Origin of the sequence: Candidatus Accumulibacter sp. ACC003 (genome assembly GCF_907163085.1) — a bacterium.
Lineage (GTDB): Bacteria > Pseudomonadota > Gammaproteobacteria > Burkholderiales > Rhodocyclaceae > Accumulibacter.
The window spans coordinates 277,499-290,485 of record NZ_CAJQTX010000001.1 but is presented as its reverse complement, the minus strand read 5'-3'; the positions used below and the strand labels follow the sequence as shown (position 1 = coordinate 290,485).

Here is a 12,987-nt window from a genome sequence, read left to right as displayed (position 1 = left end):
CCCTCCGCTGCGTCAAGGGAGGCTTCGCCAGGCGGCAAAAAGCCGCCGCCTGCCCTTGACCCAGCTCCGAGGCTTCCCTGCCGCACGCGCCGAGCGCATCCATTTACCCTCAAAAAAATCCCCGTCGGACCAAGCGTGTCGCCGCACCGCCGCGCCGCCGCGCCGCCGCGCCGCCACAAAACCTCATTCGATCACTGCCGGCATCGCGCAGATGGCCGACTCCTGCGCATCTCCTGGATCCGTTCCAGTGAGCGAAAAAGGGTCAGGTTTCGTGAGCGTCGAGGGCCAAAGACAACGCCCGCCGCCGTGCCAATCAAAGGCCACCAAGCCGCACGCGGCGGCAGCTTCCTCTTCGTTAGAAGCAAATAAGCAATTCCAGCGAATGCTGCCAACACCGCACGACCGGCCCAGACAAACCATGCAGACATCACGTCACCAGAAAGTGCAATTTTTGTGATCGGCATGGTGAGGCTGAAAATAAGCACGCCAAGAGCGCCCAACATCAAACCACGGACAGACGGAGTCATACGAAGGGGATTCCTGATTCAAGGGTGTCAGATAACAATGATGGCGATTATGGGGCGCATCAACTGACTGGATGCTTATCACGGTAGAGCGGCCATTCTGATAAAACCTCGGAGCAACTCTCCTGGGTCGCAAGCCGCTACTGGAAAAGCTTATTGAGGCTCCGCGATGACGAAGGGCCGCTTCTTGTGTTTCCGAATGGCCGTTGACGACCCGTTGCTGCCGTTCAGGCTTTTGAAAAGCGGTCGTTCAACCTTCGCGTTAGATTTTCTCAGCCTTAAGTCGCCGTAGCAATTTTTCGAGGCTCTCGTCGTACTCGGCTGGAGAGGTGAAGTCTGCATACATCTTCCCCACGAGGAACGCCGGAAGTTCGCACTTCTCGTACAGGAGTGGAAGCACGGCAACTTCGCCCGTCGAAATCTCGCGATTGATTGCAATCTCCAATTCTTTTTCGACCCATGCTGATTTAATGGATCGAGGCGAGAGAACAACCCCGATGTACTTGGTTTTCTCCAGCCCCTCCTGGATCTTCTTGGTCAGAGAGTCCCCGACAAGGATTTCAGCTTCGTCCAGCCACACATCTTTTACTCCCTTGGCTTCGAGTCGGCTCTTCAGCTCCCGGACAAACGGCTTATCTGCGGCTGTATGACTAAGAAATATCCCGTAATATGGCGGCGAAGCAACATGAACCGCTTCCAGGCCTAGTGCGCAGCAGATAAGAATGTTCATAGCATCCTGACTTGTCGGCGGCGTCAAGAGCCAGGCGAAAGCAGCGCTAACCTTCACGCGACCGCCAAGGCAGTATCCCTCAGGCGACAATGCAAACGGCTCAAGTATGTCTTGGTGATCGGAGAGGCAGAGCCTCCATCCATCGGTCTGCAACCGCTCGAAATACAGCTTGAACTCTCTGACATCCGGGGTAGTGGAAAGGCGGCGGGACTTCTTTTCGCGAAGGATTCCGGACTCCACCAACTTCTTGGCAGTTGCATTCGCATAGCCACTGAAAACGCTGCGAAGTCCGAAGAACTTGATGTGCTTCTGCGTAGCGAGAAGCCAAATTACTCGTGTGCCCTGCTCAATTGCTGCCGATAGCTCGTCGGTACGGTCAGAAGAGTCGAAGGCGGTATCCAGATCGTAGTTGTTGTTCTCGGCTTTCAAGTCCCACAACTCGTTGTCGGAGATCGAGTGCTCTGTTGGGACTCCAAAAATAAAATGCGAGTAACTTTCAGGATTGATGATGATTAGGTCGTACTCATACAATGCGTAAGCAGCCCTGTCTTTGTCGATTCTGGGTCGTACAAGTCCAAGGACATCGATCGCCGTGTCAGGGATGGGGGCTCCTGTGTATTTGCAGCCAACGAGAAGCACTTTCTTGGGCATGGAAATCCTCGTGGGGAATTATGAAGCTTAGTAGTAAACGACAAAACTGTCGCACAATCCGGCGACGTGTTCAATGAATGGGAATTCAGGATGGCAAAAAGCACTTGTGAAGTAATCATCTTGACCAAGTGGTTGCATATAGATGATTTATTTCGAGCGACAATCCGAACGGCATGAGTTGCTGGAAATAATCTCAATCGGCATGCCAATTATTATCGCTTTGGAACGTACAAGAAGTGTTTGAGCGACTTTTTTCGTAAAAAACTGGCAGTGGCCGCTCTCAGGAATTCCCATCGGCGGCAACCGACGCAGAGGTGACCTTCGGGCTTTGTGAAAGGAGTCCTACAACGCAAACGGTCTGACAGAGTTTCGTGCGAACATCAAATTAGCGAGGGCGCCTATCGCGACTTCTTCTGTTTTAGATTGGTGTAGGACTGGGATTCCGGGAGATAACTTACTCGCACCGTGCCGGAACGAGTATGATTCATCCCTTGAATGAGTAGTTCAGCTACGCCTATGTCTACGGTGTCGGGGTTATAAATTTGGTCCAGATAGACGCAGATGACGTGATCGATATGCTCGTTTAACGCATCCCGTTATACACAACTCACATGACATGACGGAGCTCGCGCATATGCTCTACGCCGGAGACGAAATCACGCAAGCGCTGGATGCCGAGCCAGAGGGATTTGACGCCGGGTTCGCCGTCGCCCTTGCGGGCGAGGAATCCGCCGAGCTGCGCGATCAAACGGATGACCTCGCGAATGCTCGGCACCTTCTTCGGTGGTTTCTTCTTGTTGAGGATAAAGGCGCCGGCCCATTCCGTTTCGGAGAAGAGCAGATCGGCAGGCCACTGCGGGTGGATGCGTCCCAGGCGGATCAGGCGGGCAAGGCGCCAGGAAACAACCAGATAGACCGCCAGAGCCAGTTCCAGCTTGCTCTGGCTGCCCAGTTGCAAGGCCTCGACCCGGCAGCCGTTCTTGAGCACATGGAACAAGGTTTCGATCTCCCAGCGGCAGCGATACCAGTCGATCAATTCGACGGCCGCCTCAAGATCGGCAACTTTACGATTGGTCAGCAAGCGCCATTCGACCGGCTTGCAGCCGGCGGGCGCCCCGATTTCCGTGGCGATCAGGCAGGTCACTCTGATGTGGCGGCCGTCCGTGTCACGAGCCGGGAGGTCGACCGCATGGCTTCGCAACTGCTGGCGCACGATCCGTTTTGGCTGCCCGTGCCGCGATGCCAGAGTGAATTCGATCTCGCCGAGGGGCGCTTCGGCAAGAGTTGCCGCCCACAGTTTGCCGCCTTGCGGCAAACAGCGGTTGTGTTTGGCGCGAATCAGCCAGTCGGCCGGCGTTCCCAACGCCTGGGCGCGCTGCATCAGGCCGACGATGTCCGCTTCGCGGTCGGCCACATAGACCAATCGCGTTTGTGGCATCCCCGCCGCGGTTTCGGCGACCCGCTCGTAGCCTTCAATCCAGCGCGTGCTCTCGCTGATGCCCGGCCGGCTTCCGTCGGCCGCTTTCGCTTCTCTCGCCCACATCCAGGCGTCGATCACCCCGAGCGGTTCGCGTTCCGGGGTCACCGCATAGGTCGGGTGCAGATACATGCCGCGCTGGGCTTCGTACGAGAGCGGCCCGAGTCCTTCGATCTCCTGACCGTTGAAGTCCAGTTCGGTGGTGTCCTGAAGGCACAACACCACCGGGTGTTGTGCCATGCGCCTTTGGCTGCAATCCATGTGCGGTTGCAGGATCGATTGCCAGTTCAACCCGCGCTTGCCAGCGTGGGCCTGATCGAAGAAACGGTACGCCGCCACAGTCTCCGCCCAATCCCCACAGGCGCCCGGTATGCTCGCCGTCGGCTGCTCTGCAAAGCGTGTCGCCAGTTTGATCAGCCTCCGTCTCAGACGTCCGTCCCCCAGTTCAGCCCCGCCAAATTCGTCTCCCGCCCAGTTTGCCATCGCCCGATCCTTATGAAAATGGCAAAGGGAAAGCAAGGGGTATACCAGACAAAATCAGTCAACTATTTGTCAGGGCACATCGGGCGGCCACGTTATGCTGAGTGAGTTGTGTATAACGAGATGCGTTTAACGGCACCCAAGGCCCAATATCGGCGAGGATCGGTCGTTTGTTGGGTCTGGAGTCAGGATTCCTTTCTAGCCCGCAGCCCACTAAGACAACTTTATTGGTCCGCCTGGCGTAGTTCCTCAGAGCTTGAACGTTTCTTCCCTTGTCTCCTGCGAGGTGATCTAGCGAATCAATAGCAACTGCAGCGAGTACTCCATATTGCTTTGCCAACTCGTCGAGCTGTTGAAACAGCTCATCAAGGGTTTGGCCGGCATACGAGACAAAGGACAGCGGCGCCTCATGCACCCCGTCCAGAACATGGGACAAAGAGGACCATTGTTCGTCACTCAGCATTCCTAATGACACTTCTCGTACCGGAAGCTTCCCGGTAGCGCAGAGGAACCTGCTCCCCAAATAAACTTCATCGTGTCTTGCACAAACCAGTGCACATGGAAGTCCGATCTCCACCGAGAAATTGGAGATAAATTTCAATATCACGCCGAGCCGATCGATCTGCGGAGCAGAGGCAATAAGTATTAGCTCCTTCTGCTCGAATCCTCCAATAAAAGAGTCGAGGTCAACCAGCCCGGTTGCTAACCCAGAAACCGGAGGCGTCTCGGAGTTGTGGCGCTGTTGAATACGCTCAAACAAGCTCGTTAGGACAGAATTTATTTTTTGGGTGCGAAACGCGGCTCCGGAAGCATTTCTTGCGCGCAATCGTTCGGAAATTTTATTGCAGGCACTTCTTACGCCACTAACAACGTTTACCCAAGCTTCATCTGAGTTTGTCCATGTCGTAACGGCAATTCCGTCTTTTGGTAAGCCCTGAATTTGACCGAGCGCTGTCGTTTTCCACTCTACCGGTCTAACGACGATGGGAAGAGCTAAGGCCTCTCCAGCTCGATGGCGCTCAAGCGCGCGGGCTAACTCCTTTCCATAGCAGTAATCCGACGCGATGAAGTCAGGACTAATCAGAAACAAATACAAGTCAGCCGACCCAAGCTTTTCGTCGATCGCGTCTTCCCATCCATCACCGGGAATGATCATTCGGTCATGCCAATGCTCGATCACCCCTTCTCGTTGCAGAGGTGACAGGTGTACTTCTAAGTCTTTACGCAACCCCTCGTCTCGGTGGCAATAACTTATGAAAATTTTGATAGGCAAGGGCATTGTCTGGATTTGCGGAAAGGTGGTACGAACAAAGAACGTTAGGTCACAAAATGTGATGGCATCATGTCCGCTTTTGAGAGAAATAGCCACTGTCTGCAATTGGCCGAAAGGCGCTGCTCGGCGATCATACTGCAAAGCGGCCACCGAAAGGCAAGCGAGCTTGCCGTGCCGTCGCCCGGCCCTGTCAATCACGAGTCATTGGAGCCAAAACCCGGCAGTTACCTTCGTCGTGCGCCACAGCGGACGGACAAGTGGGGCTCGCCCGATTCATCGGGCGATGGCGACGAGCCAGCATCGCGATGGCTTTTGCGAAGCGGCGCTATCGGCGGCCGTGCGGCGCTGGTCTTTGACGATTCAACGAACCGCAGAACGACTCTTACCGGTCACCGTCAGCTCGGTGGCCGGCGTTATCGGCGGCCTCATGCGACGCTACCCGAGCATCCGCACAGCACTTGTCGTCGAGCCACGACGCGGCGCTTCGCCGCGCTGCACATCACGCCGATAAAGCCCCGCCGCAGCGCCGTGATCACAGCCTATTGACGTCCCCAATACGAGCGCGGGATACTGCCGACGCGCCCTTGTTTTTCCTCGTTTTATCAAGGAGACACTCTCATGACCCAGAACATGGTATCGCTGAATATCAGCCCCGACGACCTGGCGGCGATAGCCGCCGCGATTGAAACCCTGCAAGAGAAACTCGGCGGCCTGATCGACCTCTCGGTCGACCAGCGGCGCAGCCTGAACAAGATGGGCGACAAGTCGGAAGCATTTTGCCGGCAAACCTTGATCGTCCTGGCGCAGAACAAGAACATTATCCCGCCCGAACTCGATCTCGCCGAAGCCGAGCGCGATCTCCGCAACCTCGATCTCTTGCGACCGCACCTGGCCAGCCTGCGGCAGCTGGTGGCGCGCGCCGACGACACCGAAATGGCGCTCGGTAGCGACATCCTGAACGCCGCGCTCGAGGGTTACGCGATAGCCAAGGTCTTCGGCAAGGGTGCTGGGCTCGATTCATTGAAGGAAGCGATGGCGGGTCGCTACAGCCGCAAGCGTAAACCGACCCCGGTCGCCGCTCCCTGAGAGCCGCAGCAGCCCTCGCGCCCGGCGCGCAAGGCTCGGAGCTTCAGGCGCAAAGCTCCGAGCCTTGCCGGCAAGCCTCAAAGGCTTGGCCGCAAGCCTCTGAACCTCGGTGTGCAAGCATCAAAGCCTTGGCCGCAAAGCAAAAAGCCTTGCGCGCAAAGCGTCGATGCTCGATCCAGATGAAAAACAAGCCCAAGTACAAGCTTCGCGACCTTGCGGGCAAGGCTTTGCGCTTTGCGCGCAAGGCTTTTAGCTTCGCGCGCAAGGATCAAAGCTTCGAGGTGCAAGCCTCTGCGCTTTGCGCGCAAGGCTAAAAGGCTTGCGCGCAAGGCTTTTAGCCTTGCGCGCGGAGTTCAGAACCTTGCCGGGACAGTTGGCCGTGACGCCAATCGAGCAAAAAGCTTCGCCACCGCGCTTCGCGGGCTGACGAACGCAGATCAAAGCCTTGCCGGCCAGGCTTTTTGGCTGGCGCGTGAAGTTCGGAGCCTTGCCGCCGCACATCGCCGTGACGCCGATCGAGCAGCGAGCTTCGCCGCCGCGTTTCGCGGGCTCGCGAACGCCAATCAAAGGCTCGCCCGAAGAGCAAAGGCGCTTGCGGGTCGAGCAAGAAGCCTCGCTCACGCCGACGCGGGCGATCGACGCGACGCCAATCTGCTCGTCGGCGGGCCTCGCTCCCTGGCCAGCGTGCAAGCCCTGCCTGACCGGCGAGCAAAATCATGAGCATGGCGCGCCCGCTTGCCGGCCATTGCCGGCCGATCGCCCGTCAATCTTGCAGATAACTTACTATTCGCTGTCAGTTATCTGAGGCACATCGCCATGCACATTTACCACAGGCTCCCCATTTCGGCCGCGACGGCGCTCGTTTTTGTCGCACTGTCTGCGCCAGCCGCCGCCGCAAGCGCCGCGTCTTTCGGCGTCGCCAGTCCGGTGGACCCGCAAGGCGCGAAGCGCGAAGCCGCCGGCAAGGGCTGGCAGGACGTCACGATCATGGACAAGCAGGGATTCAATCAAGCCGTCGAGGTGGGCACCGTGCGCATCCCGGAAGACTGGGTGACGCGTGGCGGCGTGACCTGGGACCGCAACAGCCAGTGTGTCGGCAACATGATGCGCATGAGTTGGCAGGCCACCTCTCCAGATGGTCTGCAGGGGTTCGAAATCCGGCCTGGATATAACTGGCAGGTGCAGGGCACCGAAATCCAGTTCAACCCCTGTGCGCCGATGCCGATCAACTCGGTGCGCGGCTACCTCGCTATGGTGGTCAACCAACGCTATGGCAACCGCGCCAGGATTCTCCAGTACCGTGATCGTCCCGACCTGGTCAAGGAGATACCGCAGAACACCTCGGGCCTGGGCGGTGCGCGCGCGCACTATGAGGCCGGCCAAATGTTGATTGCCTATTCTCAGGATGGCCGGGAATTTCGCGAATCCCTGATCACGACGATCAGCTTCTCCGAAATGCAGGGCAATGTCGTAGCCGGCACGCCCAACATCTACGCGCAGCACGCGCCTGACGGTCAGCTCGATTTCGCTCTCGGCGAACGTCTGCGCAACTCGATGCGAGCAAAGAAGCAATGGGTCGAGATGTGGGGGCAAGCGACGCGTGCGGCTTCCGATCGAATCGCCCGGGAGCAATCGATGGGCATCACCCGCTGGCATAACGATCGCATGACCCAGATCAATCTCCAGGGGGCGAATGATCGCGCGCAGATTCGCCAAAAGACGCTCAGTGAGGTCTCGCAGATCTACTCCAACACCTGGAAAAGCACTCAGGAAACCGACGATCGAATTCACCGGCGGACGCTGGAAGGTATTGGCGAATACAACACCTACAAGGACCCGGCCAGCAACACGCCGGTGCGTGCCAGCATCCAGAACGATTACGTTTGGCGGGTCGGTGACGGCAGCTATATCTCCACCGACAACCCGAATTACACACCCAGCAACGGTGTGCAACTGGAGCGCGTCCCATGAAAGCGAGCAAAACCTATGCTGCCTTGCGGACGCTGCTGTTCGCTGTGGCGACGCTGCATGCGGCGGTCGCGGCGGCGCAGAACACTTTCGATTCTGCACCCGTAGCACCCCACTCGCCGCGCAAGCAAGCCGCCCAGCCGGTCGCGCCCAGCGCTCCAGAGAGCAGCCCTGGACCTGGCGACGCCACGGCGTCCTACGGCAACTCGCCGCGTTCGGGAATGGCCGAGACGCAGGACTTCGGAATCCCGCCGACAAATGAGCTCAGGCCGAGCAATCAGTTGCACGGTCCGACACCGACGAAAATCCCCGGCGGCTCGGTGATTGGCACGCAGGCCTTGCGGAAACTGCTGCAAGACAAACAGTCCGGTGTGCTGCTACTCGACGTCTATGGCGCTCAGACCTCGCTGCCGGATGCGATTTCGGTGGTGCCCGCCGCGCAGGGCGGCAGCTTCACCGACAATACGCAGCGCGAGTTCGGTGAGTATCTGCAGACCATTGCCAAAGGCGACAAGTCGCGGCCGCTGGTGCTCTACTGCGAAGGCGTGAACTGCTGGATGTCGTACAACGCGGCCTTACGCGCGATCAAGCTCGGCTACCAGAAGGTCATGTGGTATCGCGGCGGCCTGGAAGCCTGGCAACAAGCCGGCCTGCCGACACGCGCGATGTCAAAACAGCCGCGCTAGCGGCAGCCGCAGATCGACCAGCCACTTGCTCCCGCAAGCACTGTCATTGCGAGGAGGCGCAGCCGACGCGGCAATCCAGTGCCATCGCCCGAAAAAAACGGCCAATCATCGTTTCTTCGCGAGCGCATCGCCGGCGCCGGCTGGGGCGGCTTACCCGCTTGCCGCCGTAGCGACCACTGCCGGCAGCCGAGCAAGATCGCGGCCGCTTGACGCCTGCGCGGCAAGTGTTAGCCTGCGTTTTTGACTCGCGGAGACTTCGATGCAAATGCGACAACTGGGCCGTGATGGTCCGCAGGTATCGGCGCTTGGCCTGGGGTGCATGGGCATGAGCGACTTCTACAGCGGGCGCGATGACCGCGAATCGATTGCCACCATCCAGCACGCGCTGGACCTCGGCATCAATTTTCTCGACACCTCGGACATCTACGGCCCGCATACCAATGAGCAACTCGTCGGGCAGGCGATCAAGGGGCGGCGCAACGAAGTCTTCCTGGCGACCAAGTTCGGCATCCTGCGTGATCCCAACGATGCCGCGGTGCGCGGTTTCGACAGCCGCCCGGTCTACGTCCGCAGCGCCATCGAAGGCAGTCTGCGGCGCCTCGGCGTGGACTGCATCGACCTCTACTACCAGCATCGGGTCGACCCCGCGGTGCCGATCGAGGATACGGTCGGTGCGCTCGCCGAGCTCGTCCAGGCGGGCAAGGTGCGCTACATCGGCTTGTCCGAGGCGTCCGCCAGCACCCTCGAACGCGCCTGCAAGGAGCATCCCATCGCCGCGCTGCAGAGCGAGTATTCGCTGTGGTCGCGCGAACCCGAGGCCGGCGTGCTGGCCGCTTGCCGCCGGCTCGGCGTCGGCTTCGTGCCGTACAGCCCGCTCGGCAGGGGCTTTCTCACCGGCGCGATCAAGCGCCCCGAGGATTTTGCCGCCGACGACTACCGACGTTCGAGTCCGCGCTTCCAGGGCGAAAACTTCACGCGCAATCTGGCGCTGGTCGAGCAGGTCCGGGCGCTGGCCACCGAGATCGGTTGCACGCCCGCGCAACTCGCACTGGCCTGGGTGCTGGCGCAGGGTGACGATATCGTGCCGATCCCCGGTACCAGGCGGCGCAAATATCTTGACGAGAACGTCGGCGCGCTCGCTGTTCGACTGGCGCCCGCGCAGCTGGCCGCGCTCGAGCAGGCGTTTCCCGCCAACGCCGCCGCTGGCGACCGCTATCCGCCGAACATGATGAGCGCCGTCAATCGCTGAGGCTTAGCCCGGCAAAGGGCCGTCGACTGATTTCTTGCATGCGCAGGTGCCGGCGTGGAATAAATCGCCGCCCCAGCCTGTTTACGCAGATGCAGGGACGTCCTGCAACATCGACTCAGGAGAACCCAGATGACTCAACTCAAATTGATGACCCGCATCGTCGCCACCGCGGCACTGCTCGCGGCGACCGGCATGGCGATTGCGCAAAGCGCCCCGGCCAAAATCGACGGCGGCGTGCTGGTCGCGCCGAATGGCATGACGCTCTACGTTTTTGACAAGGATGCGGCGGGCAAGAGCGCTTGCAATGGGCCCTGCGCCGCCAACTGGCCACCGCTGCCAGCAGCCGGTGACGCCAAGGCGGCCGGCGACTATACGATCATCACCCGCGACGACGGCGCCAAGCAGTGGGCTTTCAAGGGCAAGCCGCTGTATTTCTGGGGCCAGGACCAGAAGCCTGGCGACAAGACCGGCGACGGCTTCAACGGGGTCTGGCACGTGGCCCAGTAAGGCCTGGCGATGTTGAGCGGCTTCGGCGCGCAACTCGCCGAGCACATTCCCCGGCTACGCCGCTACGCGCGCGCGCTGACCGGGGAGCGCAGCGCCGCCGATGACCTGGTGCAGGACGCGCTCGAACGGGCCTGCAACAAGCGCCATCTGTGGCGCCGCGACAGCGACCTGCGGGCCTGGCTGTTGAGCATCATGCATAACGTTTTCGTTAATCAGCTGCGCGGCCGGCGGCCGCCGCCGGTGCTGTCCTTGGCTGGCGAAGGCGAGCAAGCGTGGGCTGGATTTGCCAGTGAATCGACCAGCGAATTGGCCACCCACTCGACGCCGGCCGATCGACTGACGATCCGCGACCTCGACGCCGCGCTGGCCAGGCTGCCCGACGAGCAGCGCGAGGTGCTGCTGCTGGTGGCCCTTGAACAACTCTCTTACGAGGAGACGGCGAAAACGCTGGGGATTCCGATCGGCACCGTCATGTCGCGCCTGTCACGGGCGCGCGAGCGCTTGCGCGTGCTCATGGCCGGTGGCGGATCGGCGCCCGCGGCGACGACGCTGCGAGTAGTCAGATGAGCAAGCCAGCCCTTACCGAAGCCGAGCTGCACGCCTATGTCGACGGCGCTATGCCGGACGCTCGCCGCGCCGAAGTCGAAGCCTATCTGGCGGCAGCACCCGACGAAGCGGCGCGCGTTCACGCCTACGAAGTACAGAACACGACGCTGCGGCGGTTGTTCGACCCGCTGCTCGACGAGGCCGTGCCGGAGCGCTTGCGCTTGCCGCTGCACGAGCGCCGACGCTTCTCGCTGGCGCCTTACGCGGCGGCGGCCGCCTGGCTTGCTCTGGGTACGCTGATCGGCTGGCAACTGGGAAGCAGCGAGCAGATGGCGGCGGCAAGCAAGCTCGACCTGGCGCGCCGGGCGGCGATTGCGCATGCGGTATACGTCCTCGAAGTGCGGCATCCGGTCGAAGTCGGCGCCGACCAGGAGGCGCATCTGGTCAACTGGCTGTCGAAGCGTCTGGCGACCCCGCTGCAGGTTCCGCAACTGCGCGAATTCGGTTATGCGCTGGTTGGTGGCCGCCTGCTGCCCGGCGATAGCGGGCCGGTGGCGCAGTTCATGTATCAGGACGACAAGGGCCAGCGCCTGACGCTCTACATTCGCCGCAACGGCGACGATGCGCAGGAAACGGCGTTCCGCTTCAGCAACGAGGGCAAGGTCGGCGTCTTTTACTGGCTCGATGGCCAGCGCGGCTATGCGCTTTCGGGCGAGATCGACAAGGCGGCCCTGTTGGCCGTGGCCAATGCCGTCTATCGACAGCTCAATCCCTGATGCGAGCCACCGCCGTCAAGGCCGCATGGCTTGCGCCAGTAAGGATGAGCTAACGCAGGCGGCCGTTCAGTTCATCGATGACGCCCGCCCAATCGGCATCCTCGATGATCTCCTCCTTGAGAAAGACTCGCTGCATATCGGTCCAGAAGGGCGCGCGGTAGAGGGCGACGTCGTTCGCCAGCGGCCGGTGGCGGTCGATGAATTCTTCGATGGCCGCAGGATCGGCAGCGAGTCCGAGCTGCGCGAAGAGATTGGTCATCGTGTGCAGGTTGGTATCCATGTAACACCTCCCGATAGTGGCTCGCCAGGCCAGGAAGCCGGCGATAAGTCAGACGAAGTCGCGACGGAGCCGTTCCGCTAGCGCTCGCCAGGGCAGACACGCACGCTCTCCGAGCTCCTGACGGTAGACTGTACTGCATCTTTGTTTGCCGAGTTGATGTCGATGAAACCTTGTCCGTGGTGCGAAGCGTTCGACCTTTACCGTCAATACCATGATCTGGAATGGGGCGTGCCACTGCGCGACGATCGCTCGCTGTTCGAGCTGCTGATCCTCGAAGGCGCGCAGGCCGGCCTGTCGTGGGCGACGATCCTCAAGAAGCGAGAAAACTATCGGCGCGCCTTCGACGCTTTCGATCCGGCGCGGATCGCCGCCTACGACGACGCCAGGGTTGCCGAGCTGCTGGCCGATGCCGGCATCGTCCGCAATCGTGCCAAGGTCGCCGCCGCCATCCAGAACGCCCGGGCTTACCTGGCGCTCACCGCCGATGGACTGTCGTTCAGCGATTTCCTGTGGCGCTTCGTCGACGACGCCCCGATCCAGAATCAATGGACTTCGCTGGCCGAGATACCGGCCACGACGACGCGCTCGGAGGCCATGAGCAAGGCCCTGCTTCAAGCCGGCTTCAAGTTCGTCGGCCCGACGATCTGCTATGCCTTCATGCAGTCGAGCGGCATGGTCAACGATCATCTGAGCAGCTGCCCGCGTCACGACGAAGTCAAGGCTTGCGTTCGCCGCTGATGGTCGCCAGCAAGCC

At 60.4% G+C, this 12,987-nt stretch carries 14 protein-coding genes; 8 read left to right on the top strand and 6 right to left on the bottom strand.

From position 1 onward, the window contains the following. Nucleotides 1-191: 191 nt before the first annotated feature. From QZ656_RS01325 to QZ656_RS01310, 4 genes are all read right to left on the bottom strand, one after another. Nucleotides 192-527, bottom strand: coding sequence for a hypothetical protein (locus QZ656_RS01325; RefSeq protein WP_291991686.1), 336 nt, complete (start codon nt 525-527; stop codon nt 192-194). A gap of 259 nt (nt 528-786) precedes the next feature. Then, on the bottom strand, nt 787-1,905 hold the full coding sequence (locus tag QZ656_RS01320; RefSeq protein ID WP_291991685.1) for a toll/interleukin-1 receptor domain-containing protein: 1,119 nt from the start codon (nt 1,903-1,905) through the stop codon (nt 787-789). Between the two features lie 607 nt (nt 1,906-2,512). Further along, on the bottom strand, nt 2,513-3,865 hold the full coding sequence (locus QZ656_RS01315; RefSeq protein ID WP_291991684.1) for an IS4 family transposase: 1,353 nt from the start codon (nt 3,863-3,865) through the stop codon (nt 2,513-2,515). A 58-nt stretch (nt 3,866-3,923) separates the two neighbouring features. Next, nucleotides 3,924-5,333 (bottom strand): DnaB-like helicase C-terminal domain-containing protein, encoded by a 1,410-nt coding sequence (locus QZ656_RS01310; RefSeq protein WP_291991683.1) that lies wholly within the window; start codon nt 5,331-5,333, stop codon nt 3,924-3,926. A 420-nt stretch (nt 5,334-5,753) separates the two neighbouring features. Here QZ656_RS01310 and QZ656_RS01305 point away from each other — a divergent pair, with 420 nt between their 5' ends. Continuing rightward, nucleotides 5,754-6,221, top strand: coding sequence for a hypothetical protein (locus QZ656_RS01305; RefSeq protein ID WP_291991682.1), 468 nt, complete (start codon nt 5,754-5,756; stop codon nt 6,219-6,221). A gap of 249 nt (nt 6,222-6,470) precedes the next feature. Here the strand turns inward: QZ656_RS01305 and QZ656_RS01300 are convergent, their stop codons facing one another. Next, on the bottom strand, nt 6,471-6,911 hold the full coding sequence (locus tag QZ656_RS01300; RefSeq protein ID WP_291991681.1) for a hypothetical protein: 441 nt from the start codon (nt 6,909-6,911) through the stop codon (nt 6,471-6,473). A gap of 45 nt (nt 6,912-6,956) precedes the next feature. Here QZ656_RS01300 and QZ656_RS01295 point away from each other — a divergent pair, with 45 nt between their 5' ends. The 6 genes from QZ656_RS01295 (at nt 6,957) to QZ656_RS01270 (ending at nt 11,953) form a co-directional block, all read left to right on the top strand. After that, entirely contained in the window at nt 6,957-8,192 is a 1,236-nt protein-coding gene (locus tag QZ656_RS01295) for a hypothetical protein (RefSeq protein WP_291991680.1), read from the top strand. Then, nucleotides 8,189-8,875 (top strand): rhodanese-like domain-containing protein, encoded by a 687-nt coding sequence (locus QZ656_RS01290; protein ID WP_291991679.1) that lies wholly within the window; start codon nt 8,189-8,191, stop codon nt 8,873-8,875. The genes QZ656_RS01295 and QZ656_RS01290 overlap by 4 nt, the downstream gene beginning before the upstream one ends. A 259-nt stretch (nt 8,876-9,134) precedes the next feature. Then, nucleotides 9,135-10,124, top strand: coding sequence for an aldo/keto reductase (locus QZ656_RS01285; protein WP_291991678.1), 990 nt, complete (start codon nt 9,135-9,137; stop codon nt 10,122-10,124). Nucleotides 10,125-10,268: 144 nt separating this feature from the next. Then, nucleotides 10,269-10,631 carry a hypothetical protein gene (locus QZ656_RS01280; protein ID WP_291992102.1) on the top strand — a complete coding sequence of 121 codons (363 nt, stop codon included), beginning with the start codon at nt 10,269-10,271 and terminating at the stop codon, nt 10,629-10,631. A gap of 9 nt (nt 10,632-10,640) precedes the next feature. Continuing rightward, nucleotides 10,641-11,198: an RNA polymerase sigma factor gene (locus QZ656_RS01275; RefSeq protein ID WP_291991677.1), complete on the top strand. Its 558-nt coding sequence runs from the start codon at nt 10,641-10,643 to the stop codon at nt 11,196-11,198. Next, nucleotides 11,195-11,953, top strand: a complete 759-nt coding sequence (locus QZ656_RS01270) for an anti-sigma factor (protein WP_291991676.1) — start codon at nt 11,195-11,197, stop codon at nt 11,951-11,953. The genes QZ656_RS01275 and QZ656_RS01270 overlap by 4 nt, the downstream gene beginning before the upstream one ends. Nucleotides 11,954-12,002: 49 nt before the next feature. Here the strand turns inward: QZ656_RS01270 and QZ656_RS01265 are convergent, their stop codons facing one another. Then, nucleotides 12,003-12,233 carry a DUF2789 domain-containing protein gene (locus QZ656_RS01265; protein ID WP_291991675.1) on the bottom strand — a complete coding sequence of 77 codons (231 nt, stop codon included), beginning with the start codon at nt 12,231-12,233 and terminating at the stop codon, nt 12,003-12,005. Between the two features lie 162 nt (nt 12,234-12,395). Between QZ656_RS01265 and QZ656_RS01260 the strand changes: the two genes are divergently transcribed. Beyond that, nucleotides 12,396-12,971, top strand: coding sequence for a DNA-3-methyladenine glycosylase I (locus tag QZ656_RS01260; protein WP_291991674.1), 576 nt, complete (start codon nt 12,396-12,398; stop codon nt 12,969-12,971). Nucleotides 12,972-12,987 lie beyond the last annotated feature (16 nt).